This window comes from Brachybacterium ginsengisoli (genome assembly GCF_002407065.1).
GTDB classification, from domain to species: domain Bacteria; phylum Actinomycetota; class Actinomycetes; order Actinomycetales; family Dermabacteraceae; genus Brachybacterium; species Brachybacterium ginsengisoli.
In genome coordinates, this window is the sequence record NZ_CP023564.1 from 113,855 (window position 1) to 136,248 (window position 22,394).

Annotated in this window: 20 protein-coding genes; 17 read left to right on the forward strand and 3 right to left on the reverse strand. The window is 72.5% G+C overall.

The annotated features are described in order from the left end of the window. Positions 1-284 precede the first annotated feature (284 nt). The 10 genes from CFK41_RS00570 (at position 285) to CFK41_RS00615 (ending at position 12,393) form a co-directional block, all read left to right on the forward strand. Positions 285-1,325 (forward strand): carbohydrate ABC transporter permease, encoded by a 1,041-nt coding sequence (locus CFK41_RS00570; protein ID WP_096797913.1) that lies wholly within the window; start codon positions 285-287, stop codon positions 1,323-1,325. Continuing rightward, on the forward strand, positions 1,322-2,227 hold the full coding sequence (locus tag CFK41_RS00575; RefSeq protein ID WP_227873147.1) for a carbohydrate ABC transporter permease: 906 nt from the start codon (positions 1,322-1,324) through the stop codon (positions 2,225-2,227). The genes CFK41_RS00570 and CFK41_RS00575 overlap by 4 nt, the downstream gene beginning before the upstream one ends. Positions 2,228-2,445: 218 nt before the next feature. Further along, complete coding sequence (locus CFK41_RS00580; RefSeq protein WP_096797914.1) at positions 2,446-3,840, forward strand: ABC transporter substrate-binding protein; 1,395 nt, start codon at positions 2,446-2,448, stop codon at positions 3,838-3,840. 157 nt (positions 3,841-3,997) lie between these two features. Further along, positions 3,998-4,756 carry a glycerophosphodiester phosphodiesterase gene (locus CFK41_RS00585; RefSeq protein ID WP_096797915.1) on the forward strand — a complete coding sequence of 253 codons (759 nt, stop codon included), beginning with the start codon at positions 3,998-4,000 and terminating at the stop codon, positions 4,754-4,756. Between the two features lie 183 nt (positions 4,757-4,939). Beyond that, positions 4,940-5,680 (forward strand): glycerophosphodiester phosphodiesterase, encoded by a 741-nt coding sequence (locus tag CFK41_RS00590; RefSeq protein WP_096797916.1) that lies wholly within the window; start codon positions 4,940-4,942, stop codon positions 5,678-5,680. 177 nt (positions 5,681-5,857) lie between these two features. Continuing rightward, on the forward strand, positions 5,858-6,250 hold the full coding sequence (locus CFK41_RS00595; RefSeq protein WP_096797917.1) for a hypothetical protein: 393 nt from the start codon (positions 5,858-5,860) through the stop codon (positions 6,248-6,250). An 11-nt stretch (positions 6,251-6,261) separates the two neighbouring features. Continuing rightward, entirely contained in the window at positions 6,262-6,477 is a 216-nt protein-coding gene (locus tag CFK41_RS00600) for a helix-turn-helix transcriptional regulator (protein WP_096797918.1), read from the forward strand. A 138-nt stretch (positions 6,478-6,615) separates the two neighbouring features. Then, on the forward strand, positions 6,616-9,012 hold the full coding sequence (locus tag CFK41_RS00605) for a beta-N-acetylglucosaminidase domain-containing protein (protein WP_096797919.1): 2,397 nt from the start codon (positions 6,616-6,618) through the stop codon (positions 9,010-9,012). Between the two features lie 239 nt (positions 9,013-9,251). Continuing rightward, positions 9,252-10,595: an NADP-specific glutamate dehydrogenase gene (gdhA, locus tag CFK41_RS00610; protein WP_096797920.1), complete on the forward strand. Its 1,344-nt coding sequence runs from the start codon at positions 9,252-9,254 to the stop codon at positions 10,593-10,595. 328 nt (positions 10,596-10,923) lie between these two features. Beyond that, positions 10,924-12,393 carry a hypothetical protein gene (locus CFK41_RS00615; protein ID WP_096797921.1) on the forward strand — a complete coding sequence of 490 codons (1,470 nt, stop codon included), beginning with the start codon at positions 10,924-10,926 and terminating at the stop codon, positions 12,391-12,393. 39 nt (positions 12,394-12,432) lie between these two features. Here CFK41_RS00615 and CFK41_RS00620 read toward each other — a convergent pair whose 3' ends face one another. Beyond that, the gene (locus CFK41_RS00620) at positions 12,433-13,221 is read right to left on the reverse strand and encodes a fructosamine kinase family protein (protein WP_096797922.1); all 789 of its coding nucleotides are present in this window, start codon (positions 13,219-13,221) and stop codon (positions 12,433-12,435) included. A 95-nt stretch (positions 13,222-13,316) separates the two neighbouring features. After that, a complete protein-coding gene (locus CFK41_RS00625; protein ID WP_096797923.1) occupies positions 13,317-14,450 on the reverse strand; it encodes an aminoglycoside phosphotransferase family protein in 1,134 nt (377 codons plus the stop codon). A 152-nt stretch (positions 14,451-14,602) separates the two neighbouring features. On the opposite strand from CFK41_RS00625, the gene CFK41_RS00630 reads away from it, so the two are divergent. The 3 genes from CFK41_RS00630 to CFK41_RS18260 all read left to right on the forward strand — a co-directional run bounded on the left by CFK41_RS00630 (position 14,603) and on the right by CFK41_RS18260 (position 17,628). Continuing rightward, positions 14,603-15,523: a sulfite exporter TauE/SafE family protein gene (locus CFK41_RS00630; protein ID WP_096797924.1), complete on the forward strand. Its 921-nt coding sequence runs from the start codon at positions 14,603-14,605 to the stop codon at positions 15,521-15,523. Positions 15,524-16,018: 495 nt separating this feature from the next. Continuing rightward, positions 16,019-16,558, forward strand: coding sequence for a DinB family protein (locus CFK41_RS00635; protein ID WP_096797925.1), 540 nt, complete (start codon positions 16,019-16,021; stop codon positions 16,556-16,558). Positions 16,559-16,590: 32 nt separating this feature from the next. Next, complete coding sequence (locus tag CFK41_RS18260; protein ID WP_321169381.1) at positions 16,591-17,628, forward strand: GNAT family N-acetyltransferase; 1,038 nt, start codon at positions 16,591-16,593, stop codon at positions 17,626-17,628. 287 nt (positions 17,629-17,915) lie between these two features. On the opposite strand, the gene hutG is transcribed toward CFK41_RS18260, so the two are convergent. Beyond that, complete coding sequence (hutG, locus tag CFK41_RS00650; protein ID WP_096797926.1) at positions 17,916-18,911, reverse strand: formimidoylglutamase; 996 nt, start codon at positions 18,909-18,911, stop codon at positions 17,916-17,918. Positions 18,912-19,035: 124 nt separating this feature from the next. Here hutG and CFK41_RS00655 point away from each other — a divergent pair, with 124 nt between their 5' ends. From CFK41_RS00655 to CFK41_RS00670, 4 genes are all read left to right on the forward strand, one after another. Further along, positions 19,036-19,944, forward strand: coding sequence for a formate/nitrite transporter family protein (locus tag CFK41_RS00655; protein WP_096797927.1), 909 nt, complete (start codon positions 19,036-19,038; stop codon positions 19,942-19,944). A gap of 66 nt (positions 19,945-20,010) precedes the next feature. Beyond that, positions 20,011-20,808, forward strand: coding sequence for an IclR family transcriptional regulator (locus tag CFK41_RS00660; protein ID WP_096797928.1), 798 nt, complete (start codon positions 20,011-20,013; stop codon positions 20,806-20,808). Continuing rightward, entirely contained in the window at positions 20,805-21,713 is a 909-nt protein-coding gene (locus CFK41_RS00665) for an alpha/beta fold hydrolase (RefSeq protein WP_096797929.1), read from the forward strand. The genes CFK41_RS00660 and CFK41_RS00665 overlap by 4 nt, the downstream gene beginning before the upstream one ends. A gap of 119 nt (positions 21,714-21,832) precedes the next feature. Then, positions 21,833-22,372 (forward strand): MOSC domain-containing protein, encoded by a 540-nt coding sequence (locus CFK41_RS00670; protein ID WP_096797930.1) that lies wholly within the window; start codon positions 21,833-21,835, stop codon positions 22,370-22,372. Positions 22,373-22,394 lie beyond the last annotated feature (22 nt).

Below are 22,394 nucleotides of genomic sequence, written 5' to 3' on the forward strand. Positions count from 1 at the left end.
CGACGTGGGAGCGCTCCCACCAGCGGTGACAGGCCCCGTTCATATGCGGTTCACCTGCGCGGATGCTCCGTTGGCGAGTGCCCGGACGGTTCTCTACGGTGAGGGCGTCGACGAGGCCGGGAGGCGTCGCCGAGCCGCCCTCGTCCGCACCGTCGTCACGGCCTCGCCGTGGCACGGAGCGGCGGGCTCCGCCCCGACCGGCAGCCGCCCTCGGGCGTGCAGCCGCCACCGACAGCCCTCGATGACCCCGGTCATCGACCGACCAGGAATCCGGGAGCGCTCCCATGTCGATCTCCGTCCGCAGCCCCCGCACGGACCCCGCGGTCCCGTCTGGGGCCGCGCAGGCCGAGGCGCCCGTCGGCCCCTCCGGCGACAGCTCCCGCGGGGCGACCGCCACCGGGCCCCGGGGCCGCAGCGAGGAGCGCCGGCGCTCGCCGCAGCGCCGCCGCCGCGCCCGCCGCGACGCCCTCCTCTTCGGCCTGCTCATCGCGCCGAACCTGCTGGCGATCATCGTCTTCTCGTACTACCCGGCGCTCTACAACATCGGGCTGAGCTTCTTCGACTGGGACTTCGTGGCCCCGAGCCCGGACTTCGTGGGCCTGGAGAACTACACCGACCTGTTCACGAACCCCAACTTCGGCCAGGTCATGCTGAACACGCTGATCTTCACCGGCGTGAGCGTGGTGGGCTCGCTCGCGCTGGGCCTGGTGCTGGGGAGCCTGCTGGCCACCAAGGTGCCGCTGACCGGCTTCGCGCAGACCATGGCCTTCGCCCCGCACATGCTCCCCGGGGCCGCCGTGGGCATCCTGTGGCTGTTCATGTTCGACCCGAACTACGGTCTCTCCCGCTGGGCGTTCTCCCTGTTCGGGGCCGACTCGCCGGCCTGGACCACCACCTCGGACTGGTCGCTGTGGGCGATCACCATCGCCTACACCTGGCAGCGCCTCGGCTTCGTCACCGTCATCTGCTACACCGCGATCCTCGATCTGCCGAAGGACCTCTACGAGGCCGCCGCCCTCGACGGCGCGCACGGCTGGAAGCTGTTCCGCCACCTCACGCTGCCGCTGCTGAGCCCGATCACGTTCTTCCTCTCGATCACCGGCATCATCTCGGCCGCCCAGGCCTTCGACATCATCTCGATCATGACCAACGGCGGGCCCGGGATCTCCTCGAGCACGCTGAGCTGGATGGTCTACGAGGAGGCCTTCCAGAAGTTCGACATCGGCAAGGCATCGGCCGGCGCCACCGTGCTGCTGGTGCTGCTGCTGGCCATCACGTACGTGCAGGTCCGCTACGGCGAGAAGAAGGTGAACTACGACTCATGAGCGCTCTGACCCTCGACCCGGGCTCGCTCGAGACCCCCTCCGCGCCCGCCGCGCGCAACCGCGGCCGTGATCGCGGCCCCCGCCGCCCCCTCTGGAGGACCGGGCTGCTGATCGCCGGCGTCGTCGCCACCATCGTGGTGTTCACGCTCCCGCTGTACTGGCTGTTCTCCTCGGCCCTGAAGCCCCACCAGGACATCTACACCTGGCCGCTGCAGTGGATCCCCGGCGAGCTGACCCTCGCGAACTTCACGCAGGCCTGGAACAGCGCCCCGTTCGACCGCTTCTTCGTCAACTCGATCATCACCACGGGCGTGGGCACCTTCCTCGAGATCACCCTCGCGATCCTGTGCGCGTACGCCTTCGTGTTCGTGGAGTTCCGGTTCAAGAAGATCGCCTTCGCCCTGATCATCGCCTCGATGATGCTGCCGGGCCACGTGACGCTGATCGTCAACTACATCACCATCGCGAACCTGGGCTGGCTGAACTCCTACGCCGGCATCATCCTTCCCGGCATCGCCAGCGCCTTCGCGATGTTCCTGCTCTACCAGTACATGCGGACCATCGACAAGGACATCCTGCAGGCCGCGGAGATCGACGGCGCGGGCCACCTCCGCCGGATGCTCACCATCGTGGTGCCGCTGTCCAGCCCGATGATCCTCACCGCGACCCTGATCGTGATGGTCGGGAAGTGGAACGAGTACGTGTGGCCGCTCATCGTCACCTCCACCGCGGACATGCGCACCCTGCCCATCGGCCTGCTCTTCCTGCGCAGCCAGGAGGGCTACAGCAACTGGGGCGTGATCATGGCCGGCGCCGTGTTCGTCTCCCTGCCGATGCTGATCCTCTTCTTCCTCGCACAGAAGCGCATCATCGGCGGCCTGGCCGCCGGCGCGATGAAGTGATGGCCGCAGCGATCACGTGAGCCCCGGACCGAACAGGTCCTGACCGTTCGCGCCGCTCGCACCCCGGATCCGTCGGCCCGCCCACCGGATCCCCACCAGCCCCCGGGCCCTGCCCGGGCGGGCACCCGCGTGCCCCGCACGCCGCCCGCACCGCGTCCTGCAGGACGCCCCGCCCCAGACCGCATGCCCCGACCGACCCCTTCCAAGGAGCGATCCCCATGTCCCGCACCCCCTTCAACGTCTCCCGCCGCAGCATGCTCGCGGCCCTGGGCCTCGGCACCGGCGCGGCCGGCCTCGCCGCCTGCGGCGCTCCCGGAGGAGGTGGCGGCGGCGAGGACGGCACCGTGCGTGACGGCTTCTCCCAGGCCGACCTCACCGTCCCCAAGGAGTACGAGGGCCGCACCCCGATCCTGTTCTGGGCGCCCTTCACCGACACCAACTACGAGGTGCTCTCGAAGCAGTTCGCCGAGTTCAACGAGTCGCAGGACGAGATCGTCGCGATCGCGGAGTCCGTGGGCGGCTACGTCGACCTCAACCAGAAGTTCACCGCCGCGCTCCAGGCCCGCACCGTGCCGGACATCGTCTGCTTCCCCGAGATGCAGTGGCTCCAGTTCCACCAGTCCGGCGCCCTCGCGCCGCTGGACGGCTACTTCGACGACGAGTGGAACCTGGACAAGTACATCCAGAACTACGTCGCCGAGGGCAAGGCCGGCGGCGACACCTACGTGGTGCCCTTCGCCCGCTCGACCCCGCTCTTCTATTACAACAAGACCCGCTACATCGAGGCAGGTCTGCCCGAGGAGGGCCCCGAGACCTGGGAGGACCTCGCCGAGTTCGCTCCCGAGCTCGCCAAGATCCAGGTCGACGGCCGCCCGCTGTCCGCCATCACCCTCGCGGCCGACGCCTGGGGCGGCCAGGCCGACATCTGGGGCTTCGGCGGCGCGAACTCCGACCAGGACTTCGCGGTCTCGATCAACGACGAGCGCGGCGTCGAGTGGCTGGAGTGGATGCGGAAGTTCGTCCACGACGACGGCTACGGCTACCTCGCCCAGGACTCCGCCACCGACTTCGCCTCCGGCCTGGCCGCCGGCTGGCGCGGCTCGACCGCCTCGCTGACCGGTCAGACCCAGGCCACCGAGGGCGTCTTCGAGATCGGCACCGCCTTCATGCTGTCCAAGGAGGGCGAGGAGAAGCAGGTCCCCACCGGCGGCTCGGGACTCTCGATCGTCAAGACCGACTCCCAGGACCGCCAGGACGCGTGCGCGGAGCTGTTCCGCTTCCTCGGGCAGCCGGAGAAGTCCGCCGAGTGGCACGTGGGCACGGGCTACGTCCCGATCGTCGAGGCCGCGCGCGATACCCAGGTGGTCAAGGACCTCGTCGCGAAGAACCCCAACTACGGCGTCTCCCTGGCCCAGCTCGAGAACGCCCGCACCGCGGACTACACCAACTGGGACCAGGGCTCCATCACCGAGATCGGCGCCGCGATGGGCCAGGTCTTCGGTGACGGCGCCGATCCCCAGAAGGTGCTCGACACGCTCGCGGCCACCCTCCAGGAGACCCTGGACGACAACCGCGAGGATTATGAGGCAGTGGCCTTCGAGGGCTGGAACTGAGCCACCGCGCCCGACCGGCTCGCCCGGTCGTGCGCACCTGACGGGCTCGGCCTCACCGTCGAGACCGCGCGGCTCCGGGCGGCGGAACGCCCGGAGCCGCAGGCCCGCCGCCCGAGTCGGCGGGTCCCGCCCCGGATCCTTCGAGGAGATCGACCACATGACCTTCCAGCAGCCCGAGATCGTCGGGCACCGCGGCGCCGCCGCGCTCAGCCCCGAGAACACCGTCCAGTCCTTCCGTCGCGGTGTCGCCGAGGGCTCGACCTGGCTCGAGTGCGACGTGCACCTGAGCTCCGACGGCCAGGACGTGATCATCCACGACGCCACCCTGGACCGGACCGCACAGGCGGACTCCCCGCTGCGCACCGGCGCGGTCTCGGACCTCACCCGCACCCAGTTGGATCGCGTGCTGGTGGGGGAGGGACAGCACATCCCGACCCTCGCCCAGGTGCTCGAGGTGGCGGTGCGGGAGGACGGCAACCGGATCCCGGTGCTGGTGGAGATCAAGGCGGTCGACGCCGCGGAGCGGGTGGTGGCGATCCTCCAGGACTACTTCGTCCCCACCGCCTGGCAGGAGCCGGACGGTGCTCCGGCCTGGGTGATCTCCTTCCACGAGGAGCCGCTGCGGCGCACCCGCGAGCTCGCCCCGCAGATCCCGCTGATGCTCACCACCACGGCGACCTCGCCGCAGTGGTGGGAGGCCTGCCGGGATCTGGGGGTCGCGCAGGCGGGGGTGCGGATCGCCGATGCGCGTCAGGCCGACGTGGAGCGGGCCAAGGAGCTCGGCGTCGCGCTGAACCTGTGGACCGCGCGCTCCGAGGAGGAGCTCGAGCGGGCCCTCGAGCTCGGCTGCGACACGATCACCGTGGACGACCCCGCCTGGGCCGCCGTGGAGATCGAGCGCCGCACCGGCGTCTGAGCGACCTCGGCGCCGGTGTCCACCCCGTCGCCGCACTCGACCTCGAGGCGAAGCCGCATTCGTTGTGATGCAGGTCACGACGGCGGTCCAATGGATCGGAGTGCTCGTCGCCGGCATTCGTGGTGCGGTGGAGCAGTCTCGGTCGGCGCCGTCGACCGCAACACCCCTCTTCTCAGGAGAGTCATGACCAACCAGTCCAGCCCCGCACCCCAGCAGCGCCCCGCGATCGTCGGTCACCGCGGCGCCTCGGCCCACGCCCCCGAGAACACCCTCGCCGCGTTCCGACGGGCGCTCGAGGACGGCGCGCAGCTGCTCGAGTGCGATGTGCACCTGAGCGCCGACGGCGAGGTGGTCGTCATGCACGACGAGACGATCGACCGCACCGTCGCCTCCGACTCGCCCCTGCGCACCGGGGCGATCGGCGAGCTCACGCGGGCGCAGCTCGACACCGTGCTGCTCGAGGGCGGGGAGCGCGTGCCCTCCCTCGCCGAGCTGCTGGAGATGACCACCGCCCCGGTGTTCATCGAGGTCAAGGTCGCCGCCGCGGCCCAGGCCGTCGCCGAGATCCTCACCGCGCTGCCGAAGGGCTCCCCGGCCGCGGCCTCCACGGTCATCTCCTTCCATGTCGATGCGCTCGCCGAGATCCGCCGCACCACCGAGACGCCGGTCTCCTACCTGGTCGGCCAGGTCGACGAGCAGGCGATCGCGACTGCCCGCGAGCTCGGCGCGGCCGGGATCGGCCCCTCGATCAAGGGGCTCAGCCTGCAGGCGGCCGAGGCCGTGCATGAGGCCGGGCTCGCGGTGAACCCGTGGACGGTCAACACTGTTCCGCAGCTCGAGGTGGCGCTGGCCTGCGGCGTCGACACGATCACCACGGACGATCCGGCGTGGGTGCAGTGCGAGCTGGATGTGCGTCTGGGGTGAGCGTGCGGGCTGCGGTCGACGGGCGCCGCCCGCGCTCTGTCAGGTGTCCTTGACATTTTGTGTCAAGATCCCTTGACTTCGATGTCAAGCACGCCTTACTTTTGAGGGGAAGGCGATGCTGGTGCTCCGGCCGGGGCATCGCAACCGCATCGATCATCATCGAGTGAAGGAGTCGCCATGACCGCCGCCACCACCCCCCGCTCCCGCGTCAACCGGGTCTTCGCCGTCCGCTTCGTCGGCGGGGTCGTCCTCTACGTCGCGAGCCTCGCGCTGACCCAGGTCGCGCAGGCCGTCGGCGTCCCGGCCTGGCTGCCCGCGCTGCTCGTGCTCCCCGCCGTCGGCCTGATGGCCTGGGCGAACATCGACATGTACCGCAGCGGCGACGAGTTCGAGCGTCGCAAGATCGCCGAGGCGGTCATGGTCGCCTTCGTCGTCTCCGTGCCGCTGATCCTCGCCGTCGGCGTGCTGCAGTTCTCGCTGCTCCCGGCGATGAACTGGATCTTCGCCTTCTCGATCCTCATGCTCGCCTGGATCGCGGGGACCATCGTCTCCGCCGTCCGGTACCGCTGAGCGGGCCCGCGATGCGCAACGACCTCAAGGCCCGCCGCGCCGAGCGCCGCTGGTCCCAGGCCGAGCTCGGCACCGCCCTCGGCGTCTCCCGCCAGACCGTGATCGCCCTCGAGAACGACCGCTACGACCCCTCCCTCCCGCTGGCCTTCCGGATCGCCGCCCTGTTCGGGTGCTCCATCGAGGAGATCTTTCAGCCCGAGGCGGACGGCGCCGACGGCGCCGCCTGAATCGCCCGTCAGGGCGGGGCTCGCTTGGTAGGTTGGGGGCGGTCCTGTGGGGCCGATCACAGAAAGTGGTCGGGCCCGGTCCTGCCACCACCCCCACCCCCGCCCGCGCGCTGCGCGAGGCACCGGAAGGTGACTTCTGTGCATCGATCCACGTCCTCCTCCTCCGCTCCCTCAGCCCTCACCCGTCGGGCGGCCCTCGGGCTCGGCCTGGCCGCCGGCGGCGCCCTCGCCCTCCCGGGGACCTCCGCCCTCGCCGACGGCGGGACCCCGGGTCGTGTGCCGGAGATGCGTCCCGCCCCGCAGGCCGTCGGGACCGCGGCGGGCGAGGTGGTGCTCGGGGGATCGGTGACCGTGCACGTCGGGGAGGAGACGGACGCCGTCGCCCGGGCGGCGCTCACGGCCCTGCTCGAGAGCGTGGGCTGTACGGTGAGCGTGCAGGTGGGTGGGGAGGTCCGCCCTGGCGGGACCCGCGTGCACCTGGGCACCCCGGAGGACAACCCGACCCTCGCCGACGCGCTGGAGGTCGTGGGCGTCCAGGGCCCGGAGGATCTCGCCGCCGACGGCTACGTGCTCGCCGCCGCCCGCCATCGCGGCGCCACCCTCGTGCTCGCCGGGCACGACGCCCGCGGCACCTTCTATGCCGTCCAGACCCTGCGCCAGCTGCTCGCCGGCAGCACCCGGGTCCCCGCCGTGCAGGTGCGGGACGAGCCGCTCATGGAGATCCGCGGCGCGATCGAGGGCTTCTACGGGATCCCCTGGTCGCACCGCTCGCGCCTGGATCACTTCGTCTTCTACGGCGAGCACAAGCTGAACACCTACATCTACACCCCCAAGGACGACCTCCTGCTGCGCTCGAAGTGGCGCGAGCTCTACGAGGGCGACCAGCTCGCCGATCTCGCCGAGCTGGTCGAGACCGCGAACGCGAACCACGTGAGCTTCACCTTCGCCCTCTCGCCCGGCAACGACATCACCTACGGCAGCGACGAGGACTTCGAGGCCACGGTGACGAAGTTCGAGCAGCTCCGCGAACTGGGCGTGACCAGCTTCTACATCGCGCTGGACGACATCCCCACCGAGCTGGGCGAGGAGGATGCCGCCCAGTTCGGCTCCCTCGCCGAGGCGCAGGTGCACTATCTCAATCGTCTGCAGACGGACTACGTCGAGGCGCACGGCCTCGCCCCGCTCCAGACTGTCCCCACGCACTACTCGGGCTCCGAGCCCACCGCCTACAAGGCCGACTTCGGCAGCGGCGCGCACCCCGACATCCGCATCCAGTGGACCGGCGAAGGGGTCTTCTCGCCGACGATCACGGAGGAGTCCGTGCGCACGGCCGTGGCCTCCTACCGCACGGAGCACCTCTACATCTGGGACAACTTCCCGGTCAACGACGGACGACGCGACCGGCTGTTCCTCAACCCCCTCGAGGGTCGCGCGCCCACCCTGCACGAGCACCTCGCCGGCTTCACGGCGAACCCGATGATCCAGCCCTACGCCTCGCTGATCTCGCTCGCGAACTACGCCGACTACTGCTGGAACCCGCCGGTCTACGAGGCGGAGAGCTCCTGGGAGGCGGCGGTCGACGAGCTCGCCGGGACTGAGCCCGCGATCCGGGAGGCGCTGCGCGTCTTCACCGACCTGAACCAGCACTGGCCCTACCGCGCCGGCTCGCCGGCCGCGCCCGCGCTCTCCGCCGACGTCGAGGCCTTCTGGGCCGCGTACGCCGACGGCCGGGCCGAGGGCGGAGAGCTGGCCGCCCGGCTCGAGGCGATCGTCGGCCTCGAGGACTCCCTCGCGCCGATGGCGTCGGAGGGCTTCTACGCCGACACCCGGGCGTGGATGGTCGCGGCCGGCCACTGGTCGCGTGCCCTCCAGGCTCAGCTCGAGATGCTCCGGGCCATCGCCGAGGACCGCCTCGAGGACGCCTCCGCCGCGGCCGCCGAGGTGGCGCCGCATCTCGAGGCCGCCGGGGAGGCCACCGTGCCCGACCAGCGGGCCGACGGCGTGTACACGGAGAACCAGATCGTCCCGAGCGTGGGCGACGGCGTGTTCGACGCCTTCCTCGCCCGGGCCTGGGAAGAGCTGCGCGCGGTGCGGCCGACGGACCTCTCGCTGCCCTTCCGCGGTCTGCCCGCCGCGGCGACGACCACGTTGGGCACCTACCGGGACTACGAGATCGGGCGGATCGTCGACGGGGACCCCGCGAGCATGTTCTGGTCCAGCAGCGCCCCGACGGTGGGCGACGTGGTGCAGGTCGAGCTCGAGGAGAACCACCCGGTCCGCTACGTGCAGGTGCAGATGGCCAAGAGCGACGCGACCCCCGGTGACCAGATCTACCAGGGCGTCCTCGAGCTCTCGGCCGACGGCGAGACCTGGACCGAGATCGGCGCGACCGACGGCACCGCCGTGGCCCGGGCCCGCCTGGACGAGCCGGTCGACGCCCGCTTCTGCCGCCTCCGCGTGACCGCGAAGAACCCTGGCGGCCAGTGGGTGCAGATCCGCGAGTTCGGTGTGGGGGAGGTCCCGCCGGGGAGCTGAGGGCGCGGGGCGATCCGCCGCGATCCGAGGTGATCCGGGGTGATCCGGCCGAGGGCACGACCCGGCCCGTCGGCCGCGAGAGCACGGGATGCATGCATTCCGTGCGCCCTGCATGCCCACTCATCGAACACCCGGTGCCCGGATCTGAGGTCTCCGCGTACTCTGGGCCGCGCCCAGACCTTCGACCTCGGAGGCCCCGGATCCATCCTGGGTCCACCGGGCCCCTTGAAAGGACCGCGATGCTCGACTCGACGCTCCAGGCCACCTATGACCAGGTGCTCCGCCGCAATGCCGGCGAGCCGGAATTCCACCAGGCAGTCCGGGAGGTGTTCGAGTCCCTGGAGGTCATCCAGGACCGTCACCCGGAGTACCAGGACCACGGGATCCTCATGCGGCTCTGCGAGCCCGAGCGCCAGATCATCTTCCGGGTGCCCTGGGTCGACGACGACGGCATCGTCCAGGTCAACCGCGGCTTCCGCGTCGAGTACAACTCCGCGCTCGGCCCGTACAAGGGCGGCCTGCGGTTCCACCCCAGCGTGAACCTCGGCATCGTGAAGTTCCTCGGCTTCGAGCAGATCTTCAAGAACTCCCTCACCGGCCTGCCCATCGGCGGCGGCAAGGGCGGCTCGGACTTCGATCCGCACGGCCGCAGCGACGGCGAGGTCATGCGCTTCTGCCAGTCCTTCATGACCGAGCTGCACCGCCACATGGGCGAGTACACCGACGTCCCCGCCGGCGACATCGGCGTGGGCGCTCGGGAGATCGGCTACCTCTTCGGTCAGTACAAGCGCCTCACCAACCGCTACGAGGCCGGCGTGCTCACCGGCAAGGGCCTGGACTGGGGCGGCTCGCTCGTGCGCAAGGAGGCCACCGGCTACGGCGCGGCCATCTTCGCCGACGAGATGCTCAAGGCCCGTGGCTCCTCGGTGGACGGCCGCCGCGTCGCCGTCTCCGGCTCCGGCAACGTCGCCCTCTACGCGATCGAGAAGGTCCGTCAGCTCGGCGGCATCGCGGTCACCGCCTCGGACTCCTCCGGCTACGTGGTGGACGAGAACGGCATCGACCTCGAGCTGCTCCAGCAGATCAAGGAGGTCGAGCGCGGCCGCATCACCGAGTACGCCGAGCGCCGCGGCAACGGGGCGCGCTTCGTCAAGGGCGGCAGCGTCTGGGACGTCCCGGTGGACATCGCCGTGCCCAGCGCCACTCAGAACGAGCTCGACGCCGACGCCGCGCGCACCCTCGTCAAGAACGGCGTCAAGGCCGTCTCCGAGGGCGCGAACATGCCCTGCACCCCGGACGCGGTCGCCGTGCTCCGCGAGGCCGGCGTCGCCTTCGGTCCCGGCAAGGCCGCGAACGCCGGCGGCGTCGCGACCAGCGCGCTCGAGATGCAGCAGAACGCCAGCCGTGACGCGTGGAGCTTCGAGCACACCGAGAACCGCCTCACCGAGATCATGAAGAACATCCACACCACCTGCCTCGAGACCGCCGAGGAGGTGGGTCGCCCCGGCGACTACGCCGTGGGCGCGAACGTGGCTGGCTTCCGCAAGGTGGCCGACGCGATGATCGCCTTCGGCGTGATCTGAGCCGACCTCGATCTGATCAGGGAGGGCCCGGCCGGGAACGGTCGGGCCCTTCTTGTGTGTGGGCGGCCCGGGGGGTGGGTCTCGACGTTGTGCGCTGTGCTTCCAGCAGTGGAAGCACAGCGCACAACGTCGTTCGAGGCGCCGGTGCGTGCGTGTGCGCCGGCCCGGCTCCTGGGCCCGGCGGCCGCGGCACCCGTCGGCCCTGCTGCCGGGGTCCGCGTCGTCGCGGGCCATGCTCGGGAACCGCCGACGGCAGATGTGACCCGGAGCACCCCTCGTCGACATGAGAACGATTGTCGGCAACTGCTAGTCTCGCCTCATGAATCCCATGAGAACCATTATCGCTAAGCCGCGCCTCGCCGCCCTCCTCGGCGCGAGCCTGCTCGCGCTCTCCGCCTGCGGCGGCGCGTCCGACGGCGGCACCGGAGCCTCCGACAGGGGCGCGCAGGCCTCCGACGGCGGCGGCGCCGAGGCCGCACCCTCCTCCGACCGCACCGAGGTCGGCGCGCTGTCCCCGCGCATCGTGCTCGCCCACGACGGCGGAGTGACCACGATCGACTCGACCGACGGCGCCACGCTCGGCACCTCCGAGATCGAGGGGTACGTGCGCCTGAACCCCGCCGGCGACGGCCGGCACGTCGCCGTCAGCGCCTCCGATGCGATCACGATGTACGACACGGGACTGCTCGCCCAGGGCCACGGCGACCACTTCCACTACTACGTGCAGGAGCCCGCGCTCACCGACCTCTCCGTGAACGCCCCGCACCCCGGCCACGTGGTCCCGCACGGCGACCGCACCGCCCTGTTCTCCGACGGCACCGGCGCCATCACCATCATCGACCCCACCACGCTCGCCGACGGCGACCTCGGCGTGCTCGAGGAGACCGCCACCGACGATCCGCATCACGGCGTCGCCGTGCCGCTCGAGGACGGCGGGCTGCTCACCACCCAGGGCACCGAGGAATCCCGCAGCACCGTCCAGGTGCTCGACGCCGACGGCAAGGTCACGGCCGAGACCACCGACTGCCCGGGCGTGCACGGCGAGGCGTCCGCGCAGCCCACCGAGTCCGGTGACGTGATCAGCCTGGGCTGCGAGAACGGCTCCGTGATCTACCGCGACGGCGCGTTCCACAAGGTCGAGATCGAGGGCGACTTCCAGCGCTCCGGCAACCAGAAGGGTCATGAGGACTCGCCGATCGTGCTCGCCGACCTCAAGGTCGAGGCCGAGCCCGAGGACGGTATCGAGCGCCCCACCGAGATCGCGCTGATCGACACCCGCGACGAGACCCAGCAGGTCGTGGACCTGGGCTCGCCCTACTGGTTCCGCTCCCTGGACCGCGGTCCCGACGGCGAGGCGCTGGTGCTCACCTACGACGGCGAGCTGAACATCCTCGATCCCGAGACCGGGGAGATGCTGCACGAGGTGCCGGTCACGGGGGAGTGGACCGAGCCCGATCAGTGGCAGCAGGCCGCTCCGATGATGGCCGTCGCCGACGGCACCGCCTTCGTGGTGGACCCGCAGGCCAAGAAGCTCACCATGGTCGACGTGGCCAGCGGTGAGATCTACCGCGAGCTCGATCTGCCCGTCGTGCCGCATGAGATCCAGGTGACCACCGGCACCGCGTCCGGCGAGTACGAGATCACGCCCGGCGCCGGGGACTCGGAGGGTGGCGACGCCCACGACCACGGCGGCGAGGGGGATGACCACGAGGATCACGACCACGAGGGCCACGACCACGAGGGCACTGCGGACGAGGCGTCGGACGCCGGCGGCGACCACGAGGGCCACGACCACTGATCCGGAGCCGACGACGGAGGTCGTCGGTCCGGTCGGGGGTCAGAACCCCAGCTCGTCCGCCCGGGTGATGATCGCCCGGGCGGTGGCGATGGTCTGGTCCACGTAGGCCTCGCCGAACACCCGCACGTGGCCGAGCAGGCCGAAGAGCTGGTGGGCGGGAAGGTCCTGCTCCCAGCCCTCGGGCAGGGGGTGCTCGGCCTCGTAGCCCTCGAGGATCTCGTCGAGGAAGGGCGCTCCGAACAGGGAGAGCATCGCGAGGTCCTCGAGGCGGTGGCCACCGTGGGCGGCGGGATCGATCAGGGTCGCGCCGTCCGCGGTCCACAGCACGTTGCCGGACCACAGGTCGCCGTGCACGCGGGCCGGCTCCTCCTCGCCCTCACCGCTGACGCCGTCGAAGGCGCCGTCGGCGATGATGTCGATCGCCTCGTCCACGGTGTCGTGGCCGTCGGCGCCGAGGGTGCGGGTGACGGTATCGGCGAGCGGGCGCAGCCGATCGTCGGCCCAGTAGCCGGCGAAGTCCGTGCTCGGGGCGGCCGTGACGGCGAAGGGGCTCTCCAGCGGGCCGAAGAAGGCGTCATCAGCCGGGGTCCAGCCGAAGGAAGGTGCGCCGGCGTCGTGCAGACGCGCCAGGCCGCGGCCCAGCTCCCGGGCGGCCCCGGCCGTCGGCTCCACGGACTCCAGCCGCGCCAGGCGCAGCTCCTTCTTCTCCTCCGCGATCACCTCCACCACGGGCACGACCTGCGGTTCCGCGAGCCAGCGGAGTCCGGCGGCCTCTGCCGCGACGTACCCGCCCGGGGCGTTGTCGGCGTTCTTCACGAAGTCACTCATGGGCCCACCGTACGCAGAGCCGGTGGCGGCCGCGCCAGTCGCGGTGGTGCGAGGCACGTGCGGGGGAGGGGCCGACGGGTGCGGAGCCGTCGTGCTCAGACGTCGACGCCCAGCGTCACGGCGAGGGTGCCGCGCAGCGCCGGGAGGACCCGGCGGTGGGCGGCGCTGGTCGCGGCGCGGGAGGCGACGTGCACGAGCATCGCGCTGCGCTCGTAGGCGGTCCAGGCCCGCATCCGGTCGCGGAGCGAGGCGGTGTCGGCGACGGAGTCCGGCACCTCGCCCAGCTCGCCGCGGGCGCGCACGTAGGCGTCGACGAAGGCGCTCACCTGCTCGTCGGTCAGCGGCACGTACCAGGGGCCGCCGTGCACCGAGCCGCCCAGGATCGCCAGGTCACGGGCGGGATCATCGCCCTGGGCCCACTCGAAGTCGATGTACTGCACCGCGGGCGGGCCGCCGGCCGGATCGGCCCCGTCCCACAGGATGTTCGTGGCGCACAGGTCCCCGTGGCAGAGCACGAAGCCGTCCAGCTGCGCGAACTGCGCCTCGGTCGCGGCGACCACCTCGAGGGCCGCCTCGAGCAGAGGGGCCAGACGATGCTCGGCGATCGCCGCGCCGTGCGCCACCTGCGCGGCGCGCAGCTCGCCCTCCACCTCGGGCAGGAGGTGCTGCGGCCCGGGGGCGATCGCCGACCAGGGATCGGGCCCCGTCGAGACCGGGCCGCGGCCCGGGGCGGAGACCGCGTGGAGGCGGGCGAGATGCGCGGCATGGGCCCGCAGATGCGCGGCCGACCAGGCGGTCGGCGCGGCGACCTCGCCCGGGATCGCGGTGGTCACCACGAACGGGCGCCCGAGGGGACTGGTGGCGGGGTCGTCGTGCACGGCGACCGGGTCGGGACCCACTCCCGAGGGCAGCAGGGAGAGGGCCGCGATCTCGTGGGCGAGGTCCTGGTGCAGCTCGTCGGGGGCGACGTGCGGGATCCGCACGATCAGCGCGGCGCCTCCCGGCGGGATCACGCGCCAGGCGGCGAAGCGCTCGCCGACGCCCGCGAGCGCGACCTGCAGGCTCCCGGACTGCGCGGCGGTGGGGGCCGACGGGGTGCGGGGCGACGGAGCGGGGGCCGACGGGAGCATCAGCGTCCCGGCGCGCCAGGATCTGCGTAGCAGCTCGCCCATCGCGGGCGAGGCGGGGTCCAACGGCGCCGGTGCCTGCTCGGGCCGGTGCGGGGCCATCGTCGCTCCTGTCGTGGGGCCTTCGATCCTATCCAGCGCGAGGTTCGCCACGGCGCCCGGGGCGCCGGACGGAACCGACTCCCTCGGCAGAAAGTTCGGACATATGCTCACCCTGCTGCGCACCCATCGCCCCCGAGGGAGGACCCCGCTCCATGGAACTCGTCCTGCTCGCGATCGGGGTGGGCCTCTGCGTCGGCGTGGTGGTCGGCGCCCTGGGAGCCGGCGGCGGCATCCTCGCCGTGCCTGTGCTGGTGTTCGGGCTCGGCATGCCCGCGCACTCCGCGACCGCCTCGAGCCTGATCATCGTGCTGATCACGGCGCTGGCGAGCCTGCCGCACCACGCCCGCAACCGGAACGTGGACTGGCGCAACGGCCTGGTGTTCGCGGGGGTCTCGGTGGTCGGCGCGGTGCTCGGCTCGCGACTGTCAGCCCTGGTCCCCGAGCACCTGCTGCTCACCCTGTTCGGCGCGATGCTGGTGGCGGTCGCGATCGCGATGCTGCGCCGCGCCCTGCGCACCCGCCGCGAGGAGCGCGCGGAGGCCGCCGCCCACGGCCGCGCGGTCGACGCGGACTGCGCCGAGACCGTGGCCACGCACGATGATCCGGTGCTCGACCAGCCCGGCCCCGACACCGTCGAGGCGGCCGACGGCATGCTCCGCCACCACGGCGAGCCCGAGCTGCCGACCACCCCGGCACGTCCCTCCTCCCCGCGCCTGCCGCTGGTGATCGCCGCGGCCACCCTCACCGGCTTCCTCACCGGGTTCTTCGGCGTGGGCGGCGGGTTCATCGTGGTGCCGATGCTGGTGATCGCGCTGGGCCTCGCCATGCGCCGCGCCTCCGGCACCAGCCTGCTGGTCATGATCATCGCGACGATCACGAGCCTGCTGGCGCGCCTGGGCACCGACGTCCAGATCGACTGGGTGACCACCCTCGTCTTCGCCGCAGGCTCCGCGGTGGGCGGCATCCTCGGCGGGCCGCTGTCCTCGAAGGCCCGCCCCTCCACGCTCGCCCTGCTGTTCTCCGTGCTGCTGGGCGGTGTGGCCGCGGTGACCCTGGTCCAGACGCTGCTCTGACCCGTCGGGCTTGCCGGGCGGAGACCGGGGCCGCCGGTCGGTTTCCCGCCCGGAGCGCTGCCGCCCGCCCGCCCGCGCGCCCACGGCCGCGACCTCTTCCCTCTCGCGCGCCCTGAGCCCACGGCCGCGACCTCTTCCCTCTCGCGCGTCCGGAGCCCACGGCCACGCCCTCTTCCCTCTCGCCATGGTCGGGTACTGGCGCCATGGCGAGGACTATGCCGATATCGCCGCAGTCATCGCTCCTGCGCCAGTAGTCGACCGTCCCGGGGCGCGCGGCGAGGGTGCTGGCAGTTGCTCGGGCCGCCTGGCCTGTCTGTCGTGCTCCCAGTTCTGCCCGTCCCCCCGCCTGCCCGTCCCCCCGCCTGCCCGTCCCGTCGCCTGCACGCCCGCCTGCCCGCCGGCTCGCCCCTCTGCGTCCTCCCCCTCTGACCGCCCACCCCGTCGGCGCACCGGAATCCGCTCGCCGCCCGGGCCTCCGCGTGCCAGAGTGCTCCCATGACCTCCCCGGATCCCCGCTCCTCCGCCCGCCCCGACACCCGCGTCGAACCGTCGATGATGGCCGGTGAGCGGGAGTCGCTCGACGGCTGGCTCGAGTACTACCGGGAGACGGTGCTGCTCAAGATCGACGGGCTGGACGGCGAGCAGCTGGCCCGCCGCTCCGTGCCGCCCTCAGCGCTGAGCCCCGCGGGCATCCTCCGCCACCTCGCCGATGTCGAGGCCTACTGGCTCCTCGAGGTGCTGCACGGCGAGGAGCAGCCGGACCCGCACTGCAGCGACGACAACCCGGACGGGGACTTCCTCGACGCGACGGCCGAGACCGCCCTGGCCGACGTCGCCGCCTACCGCGAGCAGGTCGAGGCGTCCCGTGCCGCACAGGCGCGCTGGCCGGATCTGGACGCCCCGGTGCTCGGCTGGCGCCGGGGCCAGGAGCTGAACCTCCGGTGGATCCTCAGCCATCTGCTCGAGGAGTACGCCCGCCACCAGGGACATCTCGACCTGCTGTGCGAGGCCGTCGACGGTCGGACCGGCGAGTGAGCGCGGCGACGTCCCGGCCGGGGGAGGTGACGGTGCCCGTGCCGTCCGCCGGTGCGCCGGTGTCTCCCGAGCAGGTCACCCTGCGCCTGCTCACCGCCGCCGACGCCCCCGCGCTGCTCGACCTCGAGCTGCGCAATCGCGAGGCCCTGCTGGTCGGCGCGCCAGCGCGCGAAGAGGCATGGTTCACCGAGGAGGGCCAGCGCGCCGCCCTCGCCCACGGCATCGCCGAGCGCGAGGCCGGTCGCAGCCTGGGCCTCGGGATCTGGCTCGAGGAGGCTGCCGGCTCCAGCGCGGGCACCGAAGGCACCGCGCGCCTGGTGGGGCGCATGACCCTGGCCGGCATCACCCGCGGGGCCTTCCAGTCGGCGTCGCTGGGCTACTGGGTCGATGCCGAGGTGGCCGGTCGCGGCATCGCCACCCATGCGTCGCGCGCGGCGATCGCGGTCGCGTTCGGCGGGCTCGGGCTGCATCGTCTGCAGGCGGAGGTGCAGGTGGGCAACGATGCCTCCGCCCGGGTGCTCGAGAAGTGCGGCTTCGCGGAGTACGGGCTGGCCCCGGACTACCTCCGCCTCGGCGACGACTGGGCGGACTGCCGCCTGTTCCAGCTCGTGGACTCCCGCTGGCTGCCGACGGACCCCGCCCTCGCGCCGCCCGCGGGCGAGCTCGTGATCGCTGCAGAGGTCCCGTCGCTGGGCGAGATGCTCGAGCTGTACTCCGCGGTGGGATGGAGCGCGTACACCGAGGACCCGGCCACCCTCGAGCGCTCGGTCCTCGGCAGCGAGCACGTGGTCACCGCACGGCGCGACGGCGAGCTCCTGGGGATGGCACGGGTGGTGGGCGACGGCGCGACCCTCGCGTACCTGCAGGACGTGCTGGTGCGGCCGGACGCCCACCGGACCGGCATCGGCCGTTCGCTGGTGGAGGCGGCCTTCGCCCCCTTCGCGGCAGTGCGCCAAAAGGTGCTGCTCACCGATGCCGAACCGAGCCAGCGCGCCTTCTACGAATCGCTCGGCTTCGTCGAGGCCCATGACCACGACCCGGGCCTGCGCGCCTTCGTCCGCCTGCGCTGACGGGGGCGGGCGACGCGGCCTCGACCCGCGTGCCGCCGCTCCGTGCGGCCTGCGCCCCGTCCGGCCTGCGTCCCGTCCGGCCTGCGTCCCGTGCGGACAGCGCCCGGTGCGGCCTGCGTCCCGTGAGGACAGCGCCCGGTGCGTCTGGTGCCCACGCTGGCGTCGCCCCGCGCCATGGTCGGGTACTGGCGATATGGCGAGGGGTATGCCGATATCGCCGTAGTCCTCGCTCCTGCGCCAGTAGTCGACCATCGCGCAGCATGCCCGGCCGCTGCGGGACGGTCGGCTCAGGGCTCCGAGCCGGTGACCAGGCGCACCGCGTCGTCGATGAGGCGGGCGGCGGCGCGGGCGGTGCGGCCGTCGACATCCAGGGAGGGGTTCAGCTCCACCACGTCCAGCAGGGTGAGCTTCCCGCTCGCGGCCGCGGCGCGGACGGCCGCGGCGATCAGCGGCAGCGGGACTCCGTAGGCGGCCGGGGCCGAGACCCCGGGAGCGGTCGCGGCCGGCAGCACGTCCAGGTCGATGGTGAGGTAGAGGAGGTCCAGCTCCGCGGTGAACTCCTCGACGAAGCGGGTGATCCCCTCCGCGCCGGCTTCGAGGCACTGCTCGTCGGTCCACCAGCGCACGCCGAGGTCGCGGGCCCGGTCGAACAGCGCTCCGGTGTTGGAGGGCTCGGCGATGCCCAGCACCGCGTAGTGCAGGTCGCGGCCCGCGCGCTGCTCGGCGGCGGCCATCTGGGCGAAGGGGGTGCCGGAGGTGGGCCGCGGCTCCTCGCGCAGGTCGAAGTGGGCATCGAGGTTCAGCACGCCCCAGCGCTGCCGGGCGCGCGGCCCGAGCCCGGAGCCCATCAGCCCCTGGTACGAGGACCACGCCGTCTCGTGCCCGCCGCCGAGCACCACGCTCAGCTGCGCCCCGGCACGGTCGAGCGCCGCCGAGGTGAGCGCCGCGGCGGCCGCCTGCCCGCCCTCGAGGTCCTCGCCCTCGGTCACGGCGTCGCCGAGATCGTGCAGGGCCACCTCGCCGCGGGCGAGCGGACCGTGCAGGGCCATCGGGGCGAGCGCCCGGCGCAGCGCGTCGGGACCGTCGGCCGCACCGACCCGGCCGCGGTTGCGCCGCACGCCCTCGTCGGAGCGGAAGCCCAGCAGGGCGACATGATCGGCGGCGGGGTCCGGGGCCGCGCCGACGGCGCCCTGCAGCACCCGCTGATGCCACCGGGCGTGCTCGGGGCCGTCGCCGTCGTACCGACCGGTCCAGGGGGTCCCGGCCTCGGGGGAGGTGGTCATCACCTGCTCCTCATCGCCTCATCGGGGGTAGGTTCGCCCATCATGGCACCCGTCGTGCACCCTCGAAGCGGGGGAGGCGACTCCGCGTCCGGTCCACCGGACGACCCCGAGAGAGGGAGGGACGATGGACCAGCACGACCAGCACGACCAGCACGACCAGCACGACCAGCACCGGCGCCACGACCAGGCCGCCGAGCGTCGGCAGCTGGGCAGCAGCGACCAGCCCGTCGAGGACGTGCTCGTCCAGGAGTTCGAGAGCACCGTCGCCGAGGGCGCGAACCGGCTGAACCGCACCTGGCGGGCGTTGATCATCACCGGTCTGTTCGGCGGGATCGACGTGGGCCTGGGGCTGCTGGCCATGCTCGCGGTGCTCGACGCGACCGGGTCGAAGCTGCTGGGAGGGCTGGCCTTCGGCATCGGCCTGTACGCGCTGCGCCTGGCGCACTCGGAGCTGTTCACCGAGGACTTCCTCGTCCCCATCAACGCGATCGTGGCCGGGCACGGCACCTGGGGGCAGCTGCTGCGGCTGTGGGTGACCACGCTGGTGACGAACCTGGTGGGCGGCTGGTCCTTCACCTGGGTGGTGGTCGCGGCCTTCCCCCGCTTCGACGACGTGCTGATGGAGTCGACCTCGAGCTACATGGACAAGGGCCTCACGCTCGAGACCGCGGCCCTCGCCGTGCTCGCCGGCTTCACGATCACCCTGGTCACCCGTATGAACCAGGGCTCCAAGGAGGGCATCGCCACCCTCGCCAACTCCCTCATCTCCGGCCTGCTGGTGGTGGGCCTGGGGATGCTCCACGGCGCGCTGAGCTCCGCGGTGATCTTCGGGGCGATGCACGCCGGCGCCGAGACCACCTACCTCCAGTGGCTGGTCTGGTTCGCGTGGGTGATCCCCCTGAACATGGCCGGCGGCCTGGTGATGCTCACGCTGCCGCGCCTGGTGCGCACCTGGGAGCTGGCGACGAAGGAGCGGGCGGCCCAGCGCGGGCGGGGCCGCATGTCGGCGTCCGACGAGCCCGCCGCCGGCTGACCGACCCCGCCGCCCATCGCTCAACCCAGCCCAGCTCAGCCCGTCACGATGGCATCCTTGGTCCCCATGACCACCCCGAAGGTCCCGGCGGCCGACGCGACGCTGCGCCTGCTCACCCTGCTCGCCTCGCGCCGCTCCCCGGTGCCCGCCGCGCGCCTCGCCGAGGAGCTGGGCCTGCCCCGCTCGCGCACCTACGACCTGCTCACCACCCTCGTCGAGCACGGCTACGTCCTGCACCTGGACCAGGAGCGGCTGTACGGCCTGGGCCCCGCCGCGCACGAGCTCTCCGGCGCCTACCTGCGCCAGGAGCCGCTGGCCCGCATCGGCCGGCGCGTCATCGAGGCGATGGTTGACGAGGTGGGGGAGTCCGGACATCTCGCGGTGCTCCACGGCCGCGACGTGCTGTACGTGATCGAGGAGCGCGCTCGGAACCGCCCGAGCCTGGTCTCCGACGTGGGCGTGCGCATCCCCTCGCACCTCACCGCGAGCGGTCGTGCGATCCTCGCCGAGCTGCCCCCGGCCCAGCTGCGCGCGCTCTACGGCCACGCCGCGGACTTCACCGCCCGCACCGAGGCCACCGGCCCCTCCCGCCCCAAGGAGCTTCGCGAGCTGCTGGTGCGGGTGCGGGCCGAGGGCATCGCCCGCGAGCAGGGCGAGGTCACCGAGGAGCTCGCCTCCGTGGCGGCTGTGGTGCGGGACCACGCGGGCTGGCCTGCGGCGGCGGTGGCGCTGACCTTCGTGGAGCGGGACGCGGACGAGGAGCGCCGGGAGCGCTGTGCCGAGGCGGTGCGGCGCGCGGCCGACGAGATCACCCGCCGCCTGCGCGGACGGCCGACGGACGAGCGCACCGGGGAGCGGCGATGACGGAGCAGGAGTCCAGGGAGTTCGTGACGATGAGCGATGGCGCGCGGCTGGCGACGGTCACCGTGCCCGGTCCCGCCGGGGCGCCTGCGGTGATCATCGTGCACGGCGGGCCGGGGCTGTGGGACCACCTCGAGGCGCTCGGGGACCTGCTGGACGGCAGGGCGACGGTGCATCGCTACGACCAGCGCCGCTGCGGCCGCTCGACCGGGCCCGACGGCAGGCCCGCGATCGAGGATCCACAGGGTCCGACGCCCGCGGACCTCACCATCGAGCGCTCCGTGGCCGACATCGAGGAGCTGCGCAGGGCGTTCGGCCACGAGCACGTGGTCCTCGTGGGCCACTCCTTCGGCGCGACCCTGGCCCTCGCCTATGCGGGGACCCATCCTGAGCGGGTCTCCGCGCTCGCCTACGTGGACGGCGTCGGGATCGGCGACTGGCGCACGCCCTACCGGGCCGAGCGGGCGCGTCGGATGGCGCCGTGGGCGGAGTCCCTGGCCGCGCTCGATGGTCGCGAGCGCACCCGCGACGAGGAGACCGAGTGGCGCCGTCTGCAGTGGACGAGCGACTACGCGGATCCGTCGGCCGGGTACGACCTCGCCCTGGAGATGGCCTGCTCGCCCCATGCGATCAACCACCAGGCGAACCGGGCGCTCGGCGCCGCCGGCGCCATCGCCGACATCGACCAGATCACCTGGATCACCGCCGTGCGCTGCCCGGTCACCGTCGTCCACGGCACAGAGGATCCCCGCCCCGTCCGTCCCGTTCTCGCGCTCGCCGCCCACGCCCGCGCGCCGCGGAAGCGTGCCGTCGCAGGAGCAGGGCACCTGCCGTGGGTCGAGCAGCCGGAGCAGCTGCGGGAGATCCTCGCCGAGCTCGTGCTCTCGGCCGGGCACCGGTTCGGCTGAGAGCACGAGCACATCGCCCCGTCCGCCGCGACGTCGCCGCCCGCTCACCGCCGCACCGGCCCGCCGCGACCTGCCGACGGGGGCTGTCGCCTGCGGCCCCGCTCTGGAAGGATCGCGGCATGAACCCCACCGTCGTCTCGGTCCATGTCAGCGCTGAGCATGGCTTCAGCAAGCCCCGTGCGGACTCGATCGAGCTCCTGGAGGGGATCGGCGTGCGCGGGGATGCGCATGCGGGGGTCACGGTGAAGCACCGCAGCCGCGTGGCGCGGAACCCCGATCAGCCCAACCTCCGCCAGGTCCACCTGATCCACCAGGAGCTCTTCGCGCACCTCGCCGAGCAGGGGCACGAGGTCGCCCCGGGAGAGCTGGGGGAGAACATCACCACCGCCGGCGTGGACCTGCTCGCCCTGCCGGTGGGGACGCGCCTGCGGATCGGGGAGGCGGTCGTGGTGGTGACGGGGCTGCGGAACCCGTGCCAGCAGATCGAGGACTTCCGGCCCGGTCTGCTGCGCAGCGTCCTGCCGCGGGACGACGCGGGCACGGTCCACCGGCTCACCGGGGTCATGGGGATCGTCGCCCGGGGCGGGACGGTCCGTGCGACCGATGAGATCTCCGTCGACCTGCCGCCGGAGCCGCATCACCCCCTCACCCAGGTGTAGCGCCGGGCCCGGGCGGGTTCTG